The organism is Propionibacterium ruminifibrarum (genome assembly GCF_900289195.1).
GTDB lineage: Bacteria > Actinomycetota > Actinomycetes > Propionibacteriales > Propionibacteriaceae > Propionibacterium > Propionibacterium ruminifibrarum.
In genome coordinates, this window is sequence record NZ_OMOH01000007.1 from 52,460 (window position 1) to 72,862 (window position 20,403).

16 protein-coding genes and 1 pseudogene are annotated in these 20,403 nt (G+C 68.5%); 14 read left to right on the plus strand and 3 right to left on the minus strand.

All coding sequences use genetic code 11. The annotated features are described in order from the left end of the window. Positions 1-9 precede the first annotated feature (9 nt). Positions 10-885 (plus strand): twin-arginine translocase subunit TatC, encoded by an 876-nt coding sequence (gene tatC, locus PROPJV5_RS09220; protein ID WP_119716061.1) that lies wholly within the window; start codon positions 10-12, stop codon positions 883-885. 40 nt (positions 886-925) lie between these two features. Here tatC and PROPJV5_RS09225 read toward each other — a convergent pair whose 3' ends face one another. Further along, on the minus strand, positions 926-1,792 hold the full coding sequence (locus tag PROPJV5_RS09225; RefSeq protein WP_182858665.1) for a Cof-type HAD-IIB family hydrolase: 867 nt from the start codon (positions 1,790-1,792) through the stop codon (positions 926-928). Between the two features lie 209 nt (positions 1,793-2,001). Here PROPJV5_RS09225 and PROPJV5_RS09230 point away from each other — a divergent pair, with 209 nt between their 5' ends. From PROPJV5_RS09230 to ilvC, 6 genes and pseudogenes are all read left to right on the plus strand, one after another. After that, a complete protein-coding gene (locus PROPJV5_RS09230; protein ID WP_119716063.1) occupies positions 2,002-4,743 on the plus strand; it encodes a DEAD/DEAH box helicase in 2,742 nt (913 codons plus the stop codon). Between the two features lie 52 nt (positions 4,744-4,795). Continuing rightward, a complete protein-coding gene (locus PROPJV5_RS09235) occupies positions 4,796-5,125 on the plus strand; it encodes a putative quinol monooxygenase (RefSeq protein WP_119716064.1) in 330 nt (109 codons plus the stop codon). A gap of 59 nt (positions 5,126-5,184) precedes the next feature. Further along, complete coding sequence (hisF, locus tag PROPJV5_RS09240; RefSeq protein ID WP_119716065.1) at positions 5,185-5,949, plus strand: imidazole glycerol phosphate synthase subunit HisF; 765 nt, start codon at positions 5,185-5,187, stop codon at positions 5,947-5,949. 296 nt (positions 5,950-6,245) lie between these two features. Beyond that, positions 6,246-8,015 (plus strand): annotated as a pseudogene (locus PROPJV5_RS09245) (acetolactate synthase large subunit); the annotation flags it as partial. After that, a complete protein-coding gene (ilvN, locus tag PROPJV5_RS09250) occupies positions 8,012-8,539 on the plus strand; it encodes an acetolactate synthase small subunit (protein WP_119716067.1) in 528 nt (175 codons plus the stop codon). The pseudogene PROPJV5_RS09245 and the gene ilvN, both read left to right, overlap by 4 nt. A gap of 30 nt (positions 8,540-8,569) precedes the next feature. Beyond that, positions 8,570-9,598 carry a ketol-acid reductoisomerase gene (gene ilvC / locus PROPJV5_RS09255; protein WP_119716068.1) on the plus strand — a complete coding sequence of 343 codons (1,029 nt, stop codon included), beginning with the start codon at positions 8,570-8,572 and terminating at the stop codon, positions 9,596-9,598. Between the two features lie 96 nt (positions 9,599-9,694). Here the strand turns inward: ilvC and PROPJV5_RS09260 are convergent, their stop codons facing one another. Then, positions 9,695-10,642 (minus strand): sugar-binding domain-containing protein, encoded by a 948-nt coding sequence (locus tag PROPJV5_RS09260; protein ID WP_119716123.1) that lies wholly within the window; start codon positions 10,640-10,642, stop codon positions 9,695-9,697. A gap of 322 nt (positions 10,643-10,964) precedes the next feature. On the opposite strand from PROPJV5_RS09260, the gene PROPJV5_RS09265 reads away from it, so the two are divergent. Next, positions 10,965-11,987, plus strand: coding sequence for a hypothetical protein (locus PROPJV5_RS09265; protein WP_119716069.1), 1,023 nt, complete (start codon positions 10,965-10,967; stop codon positions 11,985-11,987). A 93-nt stretch (positions 11,988-12,080) separates the two neighbouring features. Here the strand turns inward: PROPJV5_RS09265 and PROPJV5_RS09270 are convergent, their stop codons facing one another. After that, positions 12,081-13,997 carry an NAD(P)/FAD-dependent oxidoreductase gene (locus tag PROPJV5_RS09270; RefSeq protein WP_119716070.1) on the minus strand — a complete coding sequence of 639 codons (1,917 nt, stop codon included), beginning with the start codon at positions 13,995-13,997 and terminating at the stop codon, positions 12,081-12,083. A 664-nt stretch (positions 13,998-14,661) separates the two neighbouring features. Here PROPJV5_RS09270 and PROPJV5_RS09275 point away from each other — a divergent pair. The 6 genes from PROPJV5_RS09275 to PROPJV5_RS09300 all read left to right on the plus strand — a co-directional run bounded on the left by PROPJV5_RS09275 (position 14,662) and on the right by PROPJV5_RS09300 (position 20,350). Beyond that, on the plus strand, positions 14,662-15,654 hold the full coding sequence (locus PROPJV5_RS09275; RefSeq protein WP_119716071.1) for a phosphotriesterase family protein: 993 nt from the start codon (positions 14,662-14,664) through the stop codon (positions 15,652-15,654). A 5-nt stretch (positions 15,655-15,659) separates the two neighbouring features. Continuing rightward, positions 15,660-16,322, plus strand: coding sequence for a 3-dehydro-L-gulonate-6-phosphate decarboxylase (locus PROPJV5_RS09280; RefSeq protein WP_119716072.1), 663 nt, complete (start codon positions 15,660-15,662; stop codon positions 16,320-16,322). Next, positions 16,315-17,187 (plus strand): L-ribulose-5-phosphate 3-epimerase, encoded by an 873-nt coding sequence (locus PROPJV5_RS09285; protein ID WP_119716073.1) that lies wholly within the window; start codon positions 16,315-16,317, stop codon positions 17,185-17,187. Before PROPJV5_RS09280 ends, PROPJV5_RS09285 begins: the two co-directional genes overlap by 8 nt. A 115-nt stretch (positions 17,188-17,302) precedes the next feature. Beyond that, positions 17,303-17,971 carry an L-ribulose-5-phosphate 4-epimerase gene (locus tag PROPJV5_RS09290; RefSeq protein WP_119716074.1) on the plus strand — a complete coding sequence of 223 codons (669 nt, stop codon included), beginning with the start codon at positions 17,303-17,305 and terminating at the stop codon, positions 17,969-17,971. Further along, entirely contained in the window at positions 17,968-18,921 is a 954-nt protein-coding gene (locus PROPJV5_RS09295) for a sugar kinase (protein WP_119716075.1), read from the plus strand. Before PROPJV5_RS09290 ends, PROPJV5_RS09295 begins: the two co-directional genes overlap by 4 nt. Before the next feature lie 73 nt (positions 18,922-18,994). After that, a complete protein-coding gene (locus PROPJV5_RS09300) occupies positions 18,995-20,350 on the plus strand; it encodes an MFS transporter (RefSeq protein ID WP_119716076.1) in 1,356 nt (451 codons plus the stop codon). Positions 20,351-20,403 lie beyond the last annotated feature (53 nt).

Genomic DNA, 20,403 nt, shown 5'->3' on the forward strand with positions numbered 1-20,403 from the left:
CAGGGCGACATGGCCACGTCGATCGACCAGGGGCAGGCCGACGGTGCTGCGCACCGCAAGCGCAAGCGCCGCCACATCCTGCCCGAGTCCTGGCGTCCTCCCGAGATCGCCGAGGACGGCTCGATGGAACTCGTCGATCATCTTCGCGAACTGCGCTACCGCATCCTCGTGTCGATCGTCGCCCTCATCGTCGCCGCCCTGTGCTGTTTCGTCTTCTTCGACCAGCTGATCGAGGTCTTCTTCCACCCGATCAACACCGCGATCGCCACCTACCAGGCCAACAACCCCGAGGCCCAGGTGGCCATCACCACCTCGAACATCACCGGCGGCTTCCGGCTGTGGATGAAGATCCCGGTCGTCGCCGGCTTCATCCTGTCGTGCCCCGTGTGGCTCTACCAGCTGTGGCGGTTCATCGCCCCCGGCCTGCTCGCCAACGAACGCAAGGCCGCACTCACCTTCCTCGGGCCGGCCGTCCCGCTGTTCCTGGCCGGCATCGTGCTCGGCTACTGGGTCTGCCCCAAGGGCTTCGCCGTCCTGCTGGAGTTCAACCCCTCGGGCGTGACGAACCTCAACGACGCCAACGAGTTCCTCACCTTCGAAATCACCCTGCTGCTCGTCTTCGGCCTCAGCTTCCTGCTGCCGGTCGTGCTGGTCATGCTCGACAAGTTCGGCCTCATCACCGGCGCAGCGCTGGGCAAGTACCGTTCCATCGCCGTCTTCGGCTGCTTCCTGTTCGCGGCGGTGGCGACCCCCTCGACCGACCCGATCTCCATGGCCGTGCTCGCCGTGCCCATGTCGGGGCTGTACGTCGTCGCCGAGATCATCTGCAAACGCAACGACAAGCGCCGCGCCGGTCGGCTCGAGGCCGGCTCTGCTGCCGAGTGAGCCGCCCTGAACCCAGCGCCGGCCCCTCGGACGGCCCCGCTCAGGGCCGGGGGAGGCCGAACCAGGTGCCCGCGAACCGGGCGAAGCCGTCCTCGGTGTTCGGCGGCGCGATGTAGTCCGCGGCCTCGCGGGTGTCGTCACAGCCGTTGGTCATCGCCACCCCCACCCCGGCCCGCTCGACCATCCGGGTGTCGTTCTCGGCGTCGCCGAAGGCCATGATCGCCCCGACGTCCAGGCCGAGGGTCTGCGCCATGGCGTCCAGGCCGAGTGTCTTGTCCACGTCGGGGGCCATGAACTCGATGAGGTTCGGCCCGGTCCGCAGACAGGCCACGCGCGGGTCGTCCCAGCCGGCGGCGCGTTCCTGCAGCAGACCCATCTGGGCCGGGTCGCAGAAGATGTGGAGCTTGGCCTGCGGGGTGTCCAGGAGACGGTCGAAGTCCGGATCCTCGTGCACCTTCACGCGCGCCCACGCCGTCATCTCATCCATCAGCTCGGTCGCCCTCGGGGTGAGGAAGACGCCGTCCTCGATGATCGAGAACGCCACGGGCAGGCCGGCGAAGAAGTCCATGACCTCACGGAACAGGCCCGCCTCGATCAGGTGGCCGCGGCTCACCTCACCCGTGCGGCGATCGTGGAACTCCGAGCCGTTCAGGCCCGAGACGAAGTCGACCAGGGCGGTGATGCCCCACTGCTCCATGAGCCGCTCGATCGAGACGACGTCGCGTCCCGAGGCGATGCCGAACGGGATGCCGGCCGCGTGCAGGGACTCCAGCGTGCGGCGGGTGTGCTCACTGACCCAGGACGCCTGGTCGAGCAGGGTGCCGTCCAGGTCGGACATCACGGCGCGGATCGAACGGCGGTCGGACGCCGAGGGGAGGCTGCTGGGAGAGAACTCGACTGCGCTCACCCCGCAATCCTCGCACAGCATTCGCCCGGCAGACCCCCGGAACGGGCCCTGCCCTGGTGCCGACGTCCGGTGCGGGCGTGCGACGTCCGGCCGGGTGAGCCGTCCCGTACCCGTGGTCCGGTGGGGGACCGCTCTAGGCTTGACGTGTGAGTGATGAGCAGCCGCGCGAGTCCCCGACCCCAGCGCCCAGCGCACGGCTGGGAGTCTTCATGGCCGGTTACGGCTTCACCTTCGACCCGTTCCAGCGGGAGGCCTGCGCCAGCATCGACGCCGGCCACAGCGTGCTCGTCGCAGCGCCCACCGGGTCAGGCAAGACGGTCGTCGGCGAGTACGCCTGTCACGTGGCACTGGCCGAGGGGCGCCGCTGCTTCTACACCACACCGATCAAGGCCCTGAGCAACCAGAAGTACCACGACCTCGTGGCCCGTCACGGCGCCGACAACGTCGGACTGCTCACCGGTGACATCTCCGTCAACGGTGACGCGCCCATCGTCGTCATGACCACCGAGGTGCTGCGCAACATGCTCTACGCGGCCTCGCACTCACTCGACACCCTCTCCTACGTCGTCCTCGACGAGGTGCACTACCTGTCCGACCGCTTCCGAGGCGCCGTCTGGGAGGAGGTCATCCTGGGCCTCGCCTCGTCGGTGCAGATCGTCTCGCTGTCGGCCACCGTCAGCAATGCCGAGGAGTTCGGCGAGTGGCTCGACACCGTCCGCGGCCATGTCGACGTCGTCGTATGGGAACAGCGCCCGGTGCCGCTGCAGCAGCACGTCATGGCGGGGCACGAGATCATCGATCTCTTCGACGGGCCGGGCGGCCGGGTCAACCCGCGTCTGGTGCAACTCGCCAAGGGCGAGGCCCGTCGAATGCGCGACGACTCACGCCGTCCCCGGGGGCGCAGCGGACGCGGCAAGAAGACCATCAACTACGGATCCGGCCGGTTCGGCGGCGCCACCAGCCGCCGGTACGCGGCGAGGGGCTCCGGACGCAACACCCTGACGCCGAGTCGGGCCGCGGTCGTCGTCGGACTCGAACGGGCACACCTGCTGCCGGCCATCTACTTCGTCTTCAGCCGGTCGGGCTGTGACGGGGCGGTTCGTCAGCTGCTCAACGCCAACATCCGCCTGACCAGCCACGACGAGGCCGCCGAACTCGAACGCATCGCCCACCGGCACGGCGCCGGGCTGGACGCCGAGGACCGCCGCGCCCTTGGCTGGGGGCCCTTCGTCGAGGCCCTGCGCCGTGGTATCGCCGCTCACCACGCGGGCCTGCTGCCCGCCTTCAAGGCGATCGTCGAGGAGGCCTTCACCAGGGGGCTGCTCAAGATCGTCTTCGCCACCGAGACCCTTGCGCTGGGCATCAACATGCCGGCGCGGACCGTCGTGCTGGAACGCCTGGTGAAGTACAACGGCCAGACGCACGCCGACATCACGCCGGGGGAGTACACCCAGCTCACCGGCCGCGCCGGCCGTCGTGGCATCGACGACCAAGGCCACGCCGTGGTGCTGTGGCAGCCGGGCATGGACCCGCGCGCCGTCGCCGGACTGGCCAGCAGGCGCACCTACCCGCTGCGCTCCAGCTTCACCCCGAACTACAACATGGCTGTCAACCTCGTGCGCAGCGTCGGGCGGGTGCGCGCACGAGCGCTCCTCGAACAGAGCTTCGCCCAGTTCCAGACCGACCGTCACGTCGTCGCGCACTCCCGCCGGGCCGGTGCCGTTGCCACCGAGATCGAGCAGGCCTGGGCCGAGGCCGCCTGCGGGCGGGGGGACTTCGTCCACTACGCCCGCCTGCGCGACCGCATCACCGCGCTGCAGAAGGAGATCTCACGGGCCCGCAGGCAGGAGGGACGCGCCGAGATCGCCGAGGCGCTCGCCCGCCTCGAGCCCGGCGACGTCTGCTGGCTGCCCGCAGGCAGGCACGACGGCTGGGTGCTCGTCGTCGAGCCGGCCCGCCCCGGCTCGCCGGAGCCGAACCCGCTCATCATGACGCCCGAGCACCAGCTCGCCAGACTCGACGTCCGCGACGTCGCCGCGCCGGTCTCGGCCGCCAGCAGGGTGCGAGTGCCCAAGCGCTTCGACCGCCACTCCGCGGCGGACCGGCGGGCCCTTGCCCGTTCCTTCGACGCCCGCCTCGCCGGCCTCGGCGAGGGGCCGCGGACCGTGACCAGGCCGAGGGTCGACGCTGACCTGGCGGCCCAGGTCGAGCAGCTGCGTGCGGAGCTCGCCGCGCACCCCTGTCACGACTGCCCCGACCGTGAGCAGCATGCCCGGGCGGCCGAACGCGCCCTGCGCCTGGAACGGTCCCTGGCCGGGGGCGAGCGTCGGGCGGGGGAGTCGCGCAACTCCATCGCCGCCCAGTTCGACCGCATCTGCGGGGTGCTCGACGCCCTCGGCTACCTCGACCCCGAGCACCCCGACGAGATCACCCGGGCCGGTGCGATGCTCGCCCGCATCTACAGCGAACTCGACCTGGTGATCGCCGAGGCCATCCGCGCCGGCGTCCTGGCCGATCTGCCGGTGCCCGCACTGGCCGCCGTGCTGAGCACCCTCGTCTACGAGGCGCGGGCCGGGGGACCGTCGCCGTACCGCATGCCCGACGAGAGAAGCGAGCAGGCCCAGAGCGCCCTGCGCGCCGTCTGGCGCCAGGTCGGCCTCGTCGAACGCGACGAGCGCGTGGAGCGCGCCCGCAGCCTCGACATGGGTTTCGCCGCCCCCGTTCACATGTGGGCCCAGGGCGCCGGCCTCGCGCAGGTGCTCGACGCGTCCGACATGACGGCCGGTGACTTCGTCCGCTGGACCCGGCAGGTCATCGACCTCGCCTCCCAGGTCTCGAACGCGCCCGGGGTCGACGAACTGGGGCCGGGCGGCCTCGTCGTCGCGTGCCGGGGCGTGGTCAGCGCGCTGCGCCGCGACATCGTCGACGTCGACCAGGCCGGCCTGGACTGACCAGTCCTTCACCGGCGCCCCGGCAGGGCCCCGATCGGGGGAGAATGAACCCATGATCGCCATCACCGTCAAATGGGACGTCAAACCCGAATACTCAGCCGACTTCATGAACCTGACCAGAGAGTTCACCCAGGGTTGCCGCGCCGAGCCCGGCTGCCTGTGGTTCGAGTGGTCGACATCGGTCGAGACGCCCGACCAGTACATCCTCATCGAGGCCTACCGCGATGCCGTGGCCGGCACGGCGCACGTTGAGTCGGATCACTTCGCCAAGGCCATGGCCACGCTGGGCCAGTACGTCAGCCGCCGCCCGCAGGTGGTCTCGGTCTCCACCGAGCAGCAGGGCTGGGCGCCGCTCGGCGAGATCACCATGCCCGACGAGTAGTCCCGCGCCGCCCCTGAGGTCCGCGTCCCGGGCCGGGCGCCGCTCGATAGGCTGGCCCCATGACCGTGGCAATCCGAGTGATCCCCTGCCTGGACGTCACCGACGGGCGGGTGGTCAAGGGCGTGAACTTCACCAGACTGCGTGACGCGGGCGACCCCGTCGAGCTGGCCCGGGCCTATGGCGCGGCCGGCGCCGACGAACTCACCTTCCTCGACATCTCGGCCAGCTCGCAGGGGCGCGCCACGACGCGCGAGGTGGTCACCCGGTGCGCCTCGACCGTCTTCATTCCGCTCACCGTCGGAGGGGGCGTACGCACCGTCGAGGACGTCGACGCCCTGCTGCGCTGCGGCGCCGACAAGGTGAGCATCAACACCGGTGCCATCGCGAACCCCCAGGTCATCGACGAGATCACCGGCCGTTTCGGCAACCAGGTGCTCGTCCTCAGCCTCGACGCCCGGCGCGAACCGGGAATGCCGTCCGGCTACGGCGTCACCACCCACGGGGGGACTCGCTCGGCCGGCCTGGACGCCATCGAATGGGCCGTCGAGGCGGTCTCGCGAGGCTGCGGCGAGGTCCTCCTCAACTCCATGGACGCCGACGGCACCCGGGACGGCTTCGACACCGAGATGACCGCCGCCGTCCGCGAGGCCGTCGACGTGCCACTCATCGCCTCCGGCGGAGCCGGCAAGGCCGAGGACTTCGTCGAGGCCGTGCGTGCCGGCGCCGACGCGGTGCTGGCCGCATCCGTCTTCCACTACGGCGTGCTCACCATCGAACAGGTCAAGCAGGAACTCGACCGCGCGGGATTCCCGGTGCGCCTGTGAGCCCCTGTCGGGCGGGGAGCGGGCCGGCGAGCCCGTTGTGCGGACACCCCGTGTCACCACGTGAACGAGTCGTGCAATAATGAGCCCGTGCTCGCAAGTCGAATTCTCGTACTCGCCTAGCGCTTCGTCCGTCCAGACGGAGCGCTCCCTCGTATGCCAGCAGGCAGCGGGGGTTTTTTGTTGGTCGGGACATTTCACGCCCAGCTCGTGCTTCCACCACGAGCGGCGGGCACGCACCGGGCGTCGCTGAGGGGCGGCGCTGCCACGAGTGGGCCTCAGGCTCACGAGCCGAGAAGGAGAACGCCATGGCAGGCGAACCGAGGTCGCGCGAGACAGGCGCGACCGAGCTCACCGGCGCACAAGCGCTGCTCAAGTCCCTCGAGAAACTCGGGGTCGACACCGTGTTCGGTCTTCCCGGCGGCGCAATCCTGCCGCTGTACGATCCCCTGTTCGACTCGGACATCCGGCACATCCTGGTCCGCCATGAGCAGGCCGCCGGCCATGCGGCCGAGGGCTACGCCGTCGCGACCGGTCGGGTCGGTGTCTGCATCGCCACCTCGGGGCCGGGCGCCACCAATCTCGTGACGCCCATCGGCGACGCCTACATGGACTCGGTGCCGCTCATCGCCATCACCGGACAGGTGAAGTCGACGGCGATCGGCACCGACGCCTTCCAGGAGGCCGACATCAGGGGCATCACCACCCCGATCACCAAGCACAACTTCCTCATCACGCACGCCGAGGACATCCCCGCCGCACTGGCCGAGGCCCACCACATCGCCCGCACGGGCCGTCCGGGGCCGGTCCTCGTCGACGTCGCCGGCGACGCCCTCAGGCAGGTCGTGCCCTTCGTGTGGCCCGAGAAGATCACGCTGCCCGGCTACAAGCCCACCGTGTCGCCCCACGCCAAGCAGATGTCGTCGGCCGCGCGCGTGCTGGCCGCGGCCGAACGGCCCGTGCTCATCGCCGGCGGCGGCATCATCCGCGCCAGGGCCGCCAAGGAACTCAAGGCCTTCGTCGAGGCCACCGGCGTCCCGGTCGCCACCACGCTGACCGCCAAGGGCGTCTTCCCCAGCACCGACCCGCTCTACCTGGGCATGCCCGGCATGCACGGCACGGTGGCGGCGGTCGGCGCCATCCAGCGCGCCGACGTGGTGCTCGCCGTGGGCATGCGGTTCGACGACCGCGTCACCGGTGAGCTGTCGACCTTCGCGCCGCACGCCACGGTGATCCACGCCGACATCGATCCGGCCGAGATCAGCAAGAACATCAACGCCGATGTGCCTATCGTCGGCGACGCCCGCAAGGTGCTCGCCGGCCTCATCGACCGTCTCGAGGGCAAGAAGCTGCAGGACCTGAGTTCCTGGCACGAGTACCTGCAGGGCCTGAAGGACCGCTACCAGGTGGCCAAGGAGCGCTCGGCCGACGGCACGCTCAGCCCGCAGTGGGTGATCGAGCGGATCGGCGAGAAGTTCGGCCCCGACGCCATCTACGCCACCGGCGTCGGCCAGCACCAGATGTGGGCCGCGCACCTGCTGCCGGTCGACCAGCCCAACCACTTCCTGACCAGCGGCGGCGCCGGCACCATGGGCTACTGCGTGCCGGCGGCGATGGGCGCCAAGGTGGGTGCGCCCGACAAGGTGGTCGTCGGCGTCGACGGCGACGGCTGCTTCCAGATGACCAACCAGGAGCTCGTCACCTGCGCGCTCAACCACATCCCGGTGAAGATCGCGGTGATCAACAACAGCGCTCTCGGCATGGTGCGGCAGTGGCAGTCGCTGTTCTACAACGAGCGCTACTCGCACACCGACCTGAACTCCGACCAGCTGCCGGACATCCCGAAACTGGCCGAGGCCATGGGCGCGGTCGGTCTGCGGGCGACCACCGAGACCGAGGTCGACGAGGTCCTGGCCCGGGCCGCCGAGATCAACGACGCCCCGGTCGTCATGGAGTTCGTCTGCGAGAAGGACGCCATGGTCTGGCCGATGGTCGCCGCCGGCACAAGCAACGATGACATCAAGATCGCGCGCGACATGGCGCCGAACTGGGGGGAGGACGAGCTGTGAGAACTCATACGCTCAGTGTTCTGGTGAGCAACAAGTCCGGCGTGCTCGCGCGCGTCGTGGGCCTGATCTCCAGGCGCGGCTTCAACATCGATTCCCTGTCCGTGGGCACCACCGAGCACCCCGACGTCTCGCGCATGACCATCGTCATGGCCGTCGAGGACGAGCGGGTCATCGAGCAGGTCGTCAAGCAGCTGAACAAGCTCATCGAGGTCTACAAGATCGTCGAGCTCGAGGCCAACGCGGTCAACCACGAGATGCTGCTCGTCAAGGTGAGCTGCACCGATTCGACGCGGTCGGCCGTGATCGACATCACCAATCTGTTCCGCGGACACATCGTCGACGTGAGCCCGGATTCTGTGACCATTGAGGTCACCGGGGGGCGGCAGAAGATCGACTCCTTCAGCGCGATGGTCTCCTCCTACGGCATCATCGAGATGGTGCAGTCGGGCCAGGTCGCCCTGGGCCGCGGGAGCAGAAGCATCAACGAGAAGAAACGTCCGGCTCTGGCCAAGCACAAGGGCTGAGCGCGGGAACCACACACAACAGGAGTAGCAATGGCAGAATTGTTCCACGAGGATGACGCCGACCTTTCGGTGATCCAGTCGAAGACGGTGGCCGTCATCGGTTACGGCTCACAGGGCCACGCCCATGCGCTCAACCTGCGCGACTCGGGCGTCAACGTCGTCGTCGGCCTGCGCGCCGGGTCCAGCTCCGTCGCGAAGGCCGAGGAGGTGGGCCTGACCGTCAAGTCGGTCGAGGACGCCGTCAAGGAAGGCGATGTCGTCGTCATCCTCGCCCCCGACCAGGTCCAGTCCACGATCTACACCGAGCAGATCGAGCCCAACCTGAAGCCCGGCGCGGCCCTGCTGTTCGCTCACGGTTTCAACATCCACTTCGGTTACATCAAGCCCGCCGCCGGCCACGACGTCATCATGGTCGCCCCCAAGGGCCCCGGCCACACCGTGCGCCGCGAGTACGAGGCCGGCCGTGGTGTCCCGGTGCTGGTCTGCGTCGAGCAGGACGCCTCCGGGCAGGCCTGGCCGCTGGTCCTGTCCTACGCCAAGGCCATCGGGGGCACCCGCGCAGGGGCCTTCAAGACGACCTTCCGAGAGGAAACCGAGACCGACCTGTTCGGCGAGCAGAGCGTCCTGTGCGGCGGCCTGTCCAAGCTGATCCAGACCGGCTTCGAGGTGCTCGTGGAGGCCGGCTACCAGCCCGAGATGGCCTACTTCGAGGTCTGCCACGAGATGAAGCTGATCGTCGACCTCATCAACGAGGGCGGCATCTCCAAGCAGCGCTGGTCCTGCTCCGACACCGCCGAGTATGGCGACTACATCTCCGGCCCGCGCGTGATCGGCCCGGAGGTCAAGGAGCACATGAAGGGTGTCCTGTCCGACATCCAGGACGGCTCCTTCGCCAAGCGCTTCATGGACGACCAGGCCGCCGGCGCCCCGGAGTTCAAGCGCCTGCGTGCCGAGGGCGAGGCGCACCCGATCGAGGCCGTCGGCAAGCAGATCCGCTCGCTGTTCAGCTGGAGCGAGGACATCGACAAGGACTACGTCGAGGGTTCCGCCGCGCGCTGACCGCGCTGCGGCGTTCGTCCGATCGCAGAGCAACCGGCCAGGGCCCCGCACCACGACGGTGCGGGGCCCTGGCCGTGCCCGGGCGGGCGGCCCGGCTCAGTCGCCGGCCAGCGCCAGCACCGCCCGGGCCGTGGGCACGTCCGTCACGAGGGTCGACATGAGCCCGCCGCGCAGGCAGCCCAGGATGGCGGGGGCCTTGCTCCGGCCCCAGGCCACCGCGATGACGTTCTGAATGCCCTTCAGCCGCTCGAAGGGCACCGCGAGCAGGCGCTGGCAGAAACGGGAGTCCACGTGGTTGCCCTGCTCGTCGATGTGGTGGCCGCAGATGTGCCCCACCGAACCGGCCCTGAGCAGTTCGTCGTGCTCGGCGGCGGTGATGTAGCTGTCGAAGATGACGCCGTCGTGGCTGCGGGTGGTGGCGCCGATACCGGTGAGCATGACATCGGCGTGCCCGGCCATGGCCAGGGTCATCGACACCGATTCCTCACGCCGCAGCGCGACGGCCACCCTGGGGGAGCGGACGACCAGCGGGGCCGGCAGCAGCCGGTAGGAGGCCTTCAGGTGCTGGGCCAGCTGCCGGCAGATCTCGGGGGAGTCCACCGAGTTGTTGTCCTGGGCGATCGTGCCGATGGACTGGACGATGGTCGCGTCCGGGCGGTGCAGCGGGGCCATCGCATGCACGACGTGGGGCACCGAGTGCCCGTTGGTGATGGCCAGCACGCAGTCGGGGCTGATGGCCTCGCCGAGCAGGCCGGCCGCCAGGCGGGAGACGTCCGAGACGTCCTGCCCGGCGTCCTCGGCCGAGACGCGCACCTGCGTGAGACCGAACCTGTCGGTGAGCGCCTGCTCCAGTTCGAAGGCGCGTTCGAGCGGGTGCCCGACGGTGAACCGGATGATGCCGAGCTCGCGGGCCTGCCGCAGCATGCGGGAGACCATCGAGCGGGAGTAGCCGATCTCGGCGGCGATGTCGGCCTGGCTGCGGTCGTCGATCCAATAGGCGCGCGCCACCTGCAGCAGCAGGGGGAGCTGGTCACGGTCAACCATGTCTGCCTCGCGGGTGTGCACGTCGGTGAGGGGAGCGAACGCCCTCACCGTCCAGTCTAGGGCGGTTCCCGGCTGGTCTGGCTCTCTCATGCCGCAGCGGGATGCACGTGTGTGAGAAACGGCGCCGCGTGCCCGCCGCTGGGCGCGAGGCGACGACCACCCCGAGCGGGCAATGCAGCCGCGGAGTGCGGGAACGGCCCCGGCCTCGTCGTGCCCGGCCGGGCGCGGCCCTGAGCGTTGCGGCACCGGGCGCCGCGTACCTGCTCGTGGGTCGGTGCGGCAATAATGATCATCGCGATGAATCATGGCCGGAGGAATCGACATGAACACCTATGAGATCGCGTTCGACCCCGAACCCGACACCAAGGCGACGCTCCTGCGGGAGTTCCTCCTCCCGTGTCGACAGCACGGGAGATGGCACTACTACCTCGATCTGCCGATGACGATCCTCCGGGAGGCCGAGACGGTCGCGCAGGCCGTCGAGGCGGCCGAGCGCGACTTCCCCCAGCTGGTCATCGTCTCGGCTCGGCAGATCGTGCCGTTCCCCAATCCGAGTTGGGACGAGCTCAGGAAGGTGCTCGACGAGGCCTTCGGCGACGAACCGGCGCTCACCACCAACGTCCGGGACGTCGTGCACGTCATCGGTGCCCTGGAGGCGCACTACGCCCCCGGCATGATGACGTACCAGATCGTGGAGGACGAGGACGACGTCGTCAGCAGGTACAGCCCGTGGGTCGCGCTCGAGATCGAGGACCCGCTCCGCGGCCTGTACCGGGGCGACACATTGTTCCGGGTCGGCGATCTGCTCCCCGACCCCCACGTTCAGGCCAGCGACCTCGAGGGCTCTCTCGACCCGAAGGACGTGTGCCGCGACCTGGACACATTCGTCGCCTGGCGGGTCGTCCGCACATTGCGGGCACTGGTGGGAGCGGACGCGCGCCAACTCCACGCCGAGCTGCATGCGGACGGGTTCATCGACTGGGAGGCACGACGGGGGAACCCCGAGTGCCACCAGTGTGGTCTGCCCACCGCCCGCCGCGACGAGGCCTGGTACTGCGACTCCTGCGGCGCCCAGCCGACGCTCGACGCGATCATCCAGACGCTTCGCGACGACTACGACTGCACCGTCACCCACACGGCCGGCTCACACCATGCCCCCGCGCGTCTGCAGGTGACGCTGCCCGGGAGCGACGCGCTGGACGAGATGCTGACGAACCTTCAGCGCGTCATCGGCCGCCGGATGGTCCTCCCCGCCACCGCCGACACCGCAGCACCCGTCACCGTCGGGCCGGTCACGATCGGTGACGAGACATTCGTGGTCGTGGTCGAACCCTCGGCCACGTGAGGACCGTTCCGCACCACCGATGCGGCTCCGAGGGCCTCGGAACAGACGGCCCCGCCCCGTGCGGTAGTGCGCAGGGCGGGGCCGTCCGCCGGGTCATTCCATGATGCGGATGGCGTGGTAGCCCTCGTGGATGGCGTCGAGGATCTTGCGCGGGCCGACCGCGTCACCGATGACGGCGACGTCGTCGCAGACCGCCAGGCAGGCCTCCTCCAGTTCATCGAAGGCGGTGAAACCGACGGCGTTCAGGACGGTGTCGGCCGGGATCGTCACGGTCTCGCCGTCCTTCTCGTAGCTGAGCGAGTCGGGCGCGATATCGGACACCGTGGCGCCGGTGACGACGGTCACACCCCGATCGGCCACCATCTTGCGCAGGTGCTGGTCGTTGTTGAGGCAGTGCGCAGCGGTGGCGAGGATGTCGGGGAGCATCTCCACGATGGTCACGCTGTCGGCGTCGGGTGCGATGGCGCACGCCGCCTCGGTGCCGGCCAAGCCGCCACCGATGACCACGACGTTCCGCCCGACCTCGGCCTGGTGCGTGAGGTACTTCGTGACGGGAATGGCGTTCTCGATGCCCGGGATCGGCGGCACCGCCGGAACCGATCCCGTCGCCAGGATGATCTTGTCGGCCTTGACCTCCGCCAGCGTCTCGGGTGTCGCCTCCTTGCCCAGCGTGATGGTCACGCCCAGCTTGCGGCACTGGGTCTCCATGGACTCGATGAGGCGGATGATGTCGCGCTTGAAGTCGGGGCCGCCGGCGGGCCACAGGGTACCGCCGAGTCTTTCGGACTTCTCCAGCAATTCGACGTCGAAACCCCGCTGACGCGCGGTGATGGCCGCCTCCATGCCCCCGGGGCCGCCGCCGATCACGAGCACCGACCGTTTGGTGCCGTCCGGCTTCGGCAGGGCGTAGGCCTTCTCCGCGTAGCACTGGGGGTTTACCGCGCAGTAGTAGTGCTTGCCCGAGAAACCGGCGAGCAGGCACTCGTTGCAGCCGATGCAGGGACGGATGTCCTCATACCGTCCCTGTTGGACCTTCCTCGGCCAGTACGGGTCTGCCAGCAGCTGGTGGGCGAGACCGACGTAGTCGAGGGTGCCCTCCTCGACCACCTTCCTGGCGAGGTCGGGTTCGATGAGTTTGCCGTCGCCCATCAGCGGAACGGACACGACCTCGCGGATGGCCCGCTGGACGTCGAGTTTGTGACCGGGTGCCGAGTAGACGGTCGTGATCGCCTGGAACCACTCCTCGTAGCAGCCCGCGTCGACGAGCAGCGCGTCGACACCGGCCCGCTCCAGGATCCTGGCCATCTCGACCCCCTCGTCGAGGGTGCGGAAACCCTCCACGCGCTGATGCGGGGTGAACTTGACGATGAGGGGCATGCCCGCCGGGATGTTCGAGCGCATGGCCTCGATGCACTCGAGTGTGAAGCGCATGCGGTTCTCGAGGCTGCCGCCGTACTCGTCGGTGCGGTTGTTCCACTGGGGGGAGTGGAACTGGTCGAGCAGATATCCGCCATAGGCGTGCAGCATCACGGCGTCCGCGCCGGCATTGACGGCGAGGCTCGAGGAATAGCCGACGCGTTCGACGAGGTAGTGGATGTCGTCGACGGCGAATGGCTTGCAGATCAGGTCGGGGAACCAGAAGGAGCTCACCGAACCGGCCGAGTAGGGCGGGGTGAAGGGATCGGTGAACTGCTGGCGGCCGAGACCGGGGGAGAGCTGAACGCAGACCTTCGCCCCCCAGTGGTGGCAGCGGTCGATGAGCATGTTGAGGCGTTCCACGTGGTGGAAGTCCGAGAGCTCCGTGCAGGGGCGGGGCTCGTACCGGGTGGAGACCACGTTGGCCCCGGTGATGAGCAGGCCGGCGCCGCCCTTCGCGCGTTCCTCGAAGTAGTCGATGCCCTCGTTGCAGTAGGCGCCGTCGGCCTCGCCGGTCGTTCCCATGGGGGACATGAAGATCCGGTTCTTGAGTCTCATTGTGCCGATGCGCGTGCGGTCGAACAGGGTTCTCATGGCTCTCCCCTCCCTCTGGCACGGAGCCATTCTTGTGGGCATGGTAAGACGCGGTTGTTTTCCTGCGCATCGAAAATGAACGAAGAATTCCCGCTGATTCTGTTAAACTTCTGAAGCCCCGTCTCCGCTCAATTCTTCGACGTCAGAAAAGCCTTTCCTCATCCCGGGGAATTCTTCTCGATGTATTTGCGCTGGTCGATGGCTCCTGTTGCTCAGGACTCCCGGTTGGCCCGGCACGGGATCCTCTTCCGAGGCGAGGACCGAGGCCCTGCCGGTCCGTGGTGCCGCGTGGCGGCTGATCCCTCCCCGGACTCCGCAGACAGTTCGCCATTCCAGCAGCAGCCTGCCGCCCCGCGTGGGCTGCAGGCTCGGTCCCGAGCTCATCCTGTTCCGCGGCGGCGACCCCGCCGCCCCGCGCCGGCGGTCGACCCAGGGTGAGAGCTGGTTCACAAATGTTCATCATTTGAAGGCTCTTGAAGAGGGCTGCACCCGAGTGATCGGCGTTTTCCCCTCGTCACGTTAATATTCAATGAGTTTGGATTCACATATGTTCACAGTCGGTGTTGCTGGCAGGAGGTGTGGCGGGCGATAAAGGAGGTGCGGCGCACGCCCCGCGACGTGGCGGGAGCCGTAGCAATCGCACTGCGAGGAAGGAACTCAAACCATGGCCATCGTCCGTACGATCACCGGCGACGTGGCGCCCGAGAGCCTCGGTGTCGTCAATGCCCACGATCACCTCATCCGCGTCGGAGCCGGCGAGGTCTACATCGACCCCGATCACCTGCTCGACGACGTCGACAAGGCGGCCCAGGAGGCCCGCTACTTCGTCGAGGCCGCCAAGCGCTGGTCGCCCAATGCAACAGTCATCGACATGTGTCCGGCCTCCAGCGGCCGCGGCGTCCTCAAGACCCTCGAGGTCGTCGAGAAGGTCCCCGGCCTGCACGTGGTGCAGGCCACCGGCTTCCACCAGCAGAAGGTCTACCTCGAGTGGCGCCAGAGCTGGGTCAACCAGTACACCGTCAACCAGATCGCCGACCTGCTCATCGCCGACATCGTCGAGGGCATCGACCGTTTCGACTACATGGGCCCGATCGTCGAGCGCACCACCGTCAAGGCCGGCGTCATCAAGTGGGCCACCGCCTACGGAAAGATCACCGACTGGGAGCGCAAGTCGGGCAAGGCCGTCGCCATCGCCTCCAAGGAGACCGGGGCGCCGATCAACACCCATGTCACCGCGGGCACCTGCGGGCCGGAGCAGGCCCGTTTCCTGGTTGACGAGGGCGTCGACCCCGCCAAGATCGCCATCGGCCACATCCAGCGCAACTGGGACCCGTGGGTCAGCGAGCAGATCACCAAGCTCGGCTGCTACGTGGAGTTCGACGGCACCAACCGCATCAAGTACGTGCCCGACAACGCCCGCGTCAACCTGCTGCGGGTACTCGGCGAGAAGGGCTACGGCAAGCAGATCCTGCTCGGCACGGACTCCGGCAAGGCCTCGTACCAGAAGGTCTACGGCTCGGTCTCGGGTCTTGACTACGACCCCGCGGTCTTCGCCCCGCGCCTGCTCGACGACGAGGGCTTCGAGGAGTCCTATGTCGAGGACCTGCTGATCAACAACGCCAAGACGTTCTTCGCCTTCGACCCGCAGAGGGGCTGACCGACATGGCGAACAGTCCGCGTCTACAGATCGCCCTGGACACCTTCGACCTGCCGTCCGCCCTCGGCCCGCTGCAGAAGGCTGCAGGGGACGTCGACGTCATCGAGTGCGGCACCATCCTGGTGCTGTGCGAGGGCTACCACGCGGTGCGGGCCATCCGTGCCCTGTTCCCCGACAAGAAGATCCTTGCCGACGTGCGCATCGCCGAGGCGGGCGCGAAGATCTCCCGGCTGGCGTTCGAGGCCGGCGCCGACATGGTCTCCTGCGTGGCCGGCGCCTCGCTGACGACGATCCAGCAGGTCTGCAAGGTCGCCGCCGAGTTCGGGGGCGAGGTGCAGGTGGAGCTGGCCGACGAGTGGTACGACGTCGAACGGGCCAGGGCATGGCGCGCGGCGGGCGTGCAGCACGTCATCGTCAAACGCTCCCGCGACCGTGAGGCGGCCGGCGACCTGAGCTGGAAGCCCGACGACATCGCCCGGATCGACGAACTCGCCGCACTCGGGTTCACGGTCACGATCACCGGCGGCATCTCCCCGAAGGACCTGCCCGTCTTCGCCGGGCACCCGGTGGGCATCGTCATTGCCGGGCGCTCCATCGTCGAGGCGGACGACCCCGCCGCGGCCGCCCACGAGCTCAAGAGCACCATCGAGCAGGTGTGGCATGAGTGAACTGGCCGACGGCATCACGCTGGGCATCTACGAGAAGGCACTCGTCGGGAACCCGCTGCAGACCAGTGACCAGTGGTGCCGCTTCCTCGACCAGGTGCCGGCAGCCGGATTCAGCTACCTGGACATCTCGATCGACGAGAGCCCCGAACGCGAGGCCAGACTCGACTGGGACCAGGACATGCGTCGCATGGTCAGGGGCGCCGTCGAATCGGTCGGCACGATGATCGGCGGGCTGTGCCTGTCGCTGCATCGCAGGATCGGCCCCGGCTCGGCGGATCCGGCGGTGCGCGCGCACGCCCGGCGGGTCATGGCCCAGGGCCTGCGGCTCTGCCACGACCTGGGCATCGGCGTCCTGCAGGTGGCCGGCTACTACTGCTACTACGAGGACCCCAACCCCGACGCGGAGCGCCACTACGCACAGCTGCTGGCCGACGCGGTACCGATGGCCGCCCGGCTGGGCGTCGTCATGGGCATCGAGAACGTCGACGGCACCGACGTGACCTCCGTGTGCAAGGCGATGCAGTTCGTCCGCGAGGTCGACTCCCCGTACCTGCAGGTGTACCCCGACCTCGGCAACATCGCCGAGCAGGGCCTGGATCCCGACATCGAGCTGGCGGCCGGACGCGGCCACATGGTGGCCCTGCACGCCAAGGACGTGCGCGTCGGGGAACCCCGGCGGGTCGACATGGGCACCGGAATCGTCGACTGGGACCACAGCTTCGACCTGCTCAAGGCCCAGGGCTGGGCCGGCCGCATGATGATCGAGATGTGGAACGACGACGCTCCTGACTCCAACGAGCGCTCCAGCCGGGCACGGGAGTTCATCACCGAGCACCTCACGAAGGCCGGCATACCGGTCCTGTAACGGCGCCCACGGCGCCCCGTCTCGTGCCCCTGCGGCCGGCGACCGGAACCCGGCCGCAGGGCGCACCCCGAAACCCCAACCATCATCGTTTTGACGTTCGAGGAGGAACGTTCCCATGCTGGAAGCACTCAAAGAAGAGGTGTGCGAGGGCAACATGGCCCTTCCGCGCCACGGCCTGGTCATCTGGACCGGAGGCAACCTGTCGGCCCGCGACCCGCAGACGGGTCTGGTCGTCATCAAGCCATCGGGCGTGCTGTACGACCACATGAGCCCCGACGACATGGTCGTCGTCGACCTCGACGGCAAGGTCGTCGAGGGCAGTCACGGCCCGTCCTCGGACACGGCCTCTCACCTGTACGTCTACCGTCACCGTGAGGACGTGCGGTCGGTGATTCACACCCACTCGACCTTCGCCACCGCGTGGGCGGCCACCGGCCAGCCCATCCCGTGCTGCCTCACCGCGGTCGCCGACGAGTTCGGCGGCCCCGTACCGTGCGGCGGCTACGCGAACATCGGCACCGAGGAGATCGGCGAGCAGATCATGGCGCACATCGGCGACTCGCCGGCCATCCTGCTCAAGCAGCACGGCGTGTTCACCATCGGGACCACCATCGAGAAGGCGGTGAAGGCCGCCGTCATGGTCGAGGACGTGGCACGCACCATCACCTACGCCAAGATCGTCGGCCAGATCGAGGACCTCCCCCAGGAGGCCATCGATGCCAACCACGACCGTTACATGAACCGCTACGGCACCGCTGCCGCATCCACGGGGGTGAGCGAATGAGCAAGTACGAGATCTCAACCATCGGCGAGGGGCAGATCCGCCTGACCTGCTTCAAGGGCGAGCGCCTCATGAGCGCTCACCAGCTGCGCATGACCGCGGCCTGCTCCGAGGCGAACGTCGCCGGCCTGCTCAGTCAGCTCGGGCGCAGGGCCTCGTGGGCTTCGGTGATGCCCCGTGGCGAACTCGCCGACCGGGTGGTCAACGAGTTCCGCGGCGTGGGCGTGGACGTGTCCAACGTCGTCATCAAGCCCGAGGGCCGGGTCGCCCTCTACTTCATGGAGCCCGGCGAGTACCCGATGCCCGCGAAGGTGGTCTACGACCGCGAGCACACGCCCTTCCGCTCGGTGACCAGCGCCGACCTGAACTGGGACGACATGCTCGACACCGAACTGGTGTTCGTCACCGGCATCACCGCGGCCCTGACCCAGAACACGGCGGCTGTCATCACCGAGTTCGTCGACCGCGCCGCCGACCGGGGAGTGAAGATCGCACTCGACGTGAACTACCGCTCACTGCTGTGGGACACCGACCGGGCGCGCCAGGTGCTGGAGCCGATCGCCCGCAAGTCGAGCATCGTGTTCTGCTCCCGACGTGACGGCGAGGCCGTGTTCGGCGTGGAGGCTCCCGGGCAGGGCGCCTGCCGTGCGTTGCGCGAGCTGTTCGGGGTGCCCACCGTCGTCTCCACCGACCAGGTCGACGGCGTCTACCTGTCGGACGAGACCAGAGGCGACAAGACCTTCGAGGTCACCCGCGTGCCGGTCCTCGACCGTCCCGGTGCCGGCGACGCATTCGTCGCGGGAACCCTGCACGGCTTCCTGGCCGGCGACGTCGAACAGGGCATCAAGTACGGGCAGCGCACCAGCGCGTTCGCCCTGACCCACTACGGCGACCTGACGCGGCTGTCGCCGAGTGAACTGGACATTCCCACCACCACGGACATCGTCCGCTGAGCCACCTGGCCCGGCGACCGCCCCGGAGCCGTTCCGGGGCGGGCATGTCCATTTCCACAGAAAGAACTGATCAATGAGTGCTGTGAATGCGGAGCAGACCGCTCTGCAACAGATCGACTCGAGGCCGTTGACCGGCCATCAGAAGAGCCTCATCGGGCTCGCCATCGTCGGGAACATCTCGGAGTTCTTCGACATGTTCCTCATCGGATTCGTCGTGTCCCTGCTCACCAAGCCCTGGAACCTGACCGGCACCGAGACCGGCATCATCCTCGCCTGCTCCGGCCTGGGCACGGTCGTGGGCGCCATCATGTGGGGCCGTCTGGCCGACAAGATGGGTCGCAGGCGCACCTTCTTCTGGTGCGTCCTGCTGTTCGTCACCTTCACCGTCATCTCGGTGTTCACCCCCGACCGCGGCTGGGCCATGCTCGCCGTGCTGCGCGTCGGCGTCGGCATCGGCGTCGGCGGTCTGAACATCACCTCGATCCCGTACGTCCAGGAGTTCGTGCCCGCCAAGCAGCGCGGCCTGCTGTCCGGGCTCGCCTCCGTGTTCATCCCGCTCGGCCTGTTCCTCGGCTCCCTGGCCCAGAAGGCCTTCCACGAGAACTGGCGTCTGCTCATCGGCCTCGGCGCGCTACCCGTGTTCCTGCTCATCTGGATCCGCGCCGTGCCCGAGTCCCCGCGCTTCCTGCAGACCAAGGGCCGCCTCGACGAGGCACGCGCCTCGCTGGCCTGGGCTCTGGAGATCCCCGTCGAGGAGCTGGGTTCCCTGCCCGAGGTCAAGCAGGAGGCCTCCGCCTCGTACGGGACGCTGCTGCGCAAGCACCTGAAGCCGCTGGTCATCGTGACGCTCGGCTCGTTCTGCTTCATCCTCGGCTCCTTCACCGTGCAGTCCTGGGGGCAGACCCTGCTGCAGACCGGCTACGCCAAGAGCGCCAGCACGGTGGGTTCGCTGTTCATGGTGGTCTCGCTGGCCGACCTGCTCGGCAGGCTGGGTTCGGCCTGGCTCGCCGACCGGATCGGGCGGCGCTGGACGATGTTCCTGTACGGCCTCATCGGCGCCGCCGGATCGCTCGTCGTGGCGTTCTCGGCACACCTGCAGGCGAGCTGGGTGATCTTCTTCATCGGCATCCTGGTGACCATGGGCTTCGGTGACGGCGCCTTCGGGATCCTCAACGCCTTCGGCGGCGAGCAGTTCCCCAACGAGGTGCGGTCCACCGGTCTGGGCCTGGGCTACGGCATCGGGTCGAGTGCCAAGATCTTCGGCCCGGCCCTCATGGGTGCGATGATCGGCGGTAACGCCGTGCAGCAGAACGTCACGCTCGACGCGGTGTTCCCCGCCTTCCTGCTGTTCGCCGGGCTGCTCCTGCTCGGCGGCGTCATCTACCTGTTCGCCAAGGAGACGAAGGGGGTCGCGCTGGAGGAGATCTGAGTCGCCACCTTGAGGTGAGCGTGTGACCGGGGCCGGGCACGTCCTGTGGCGGA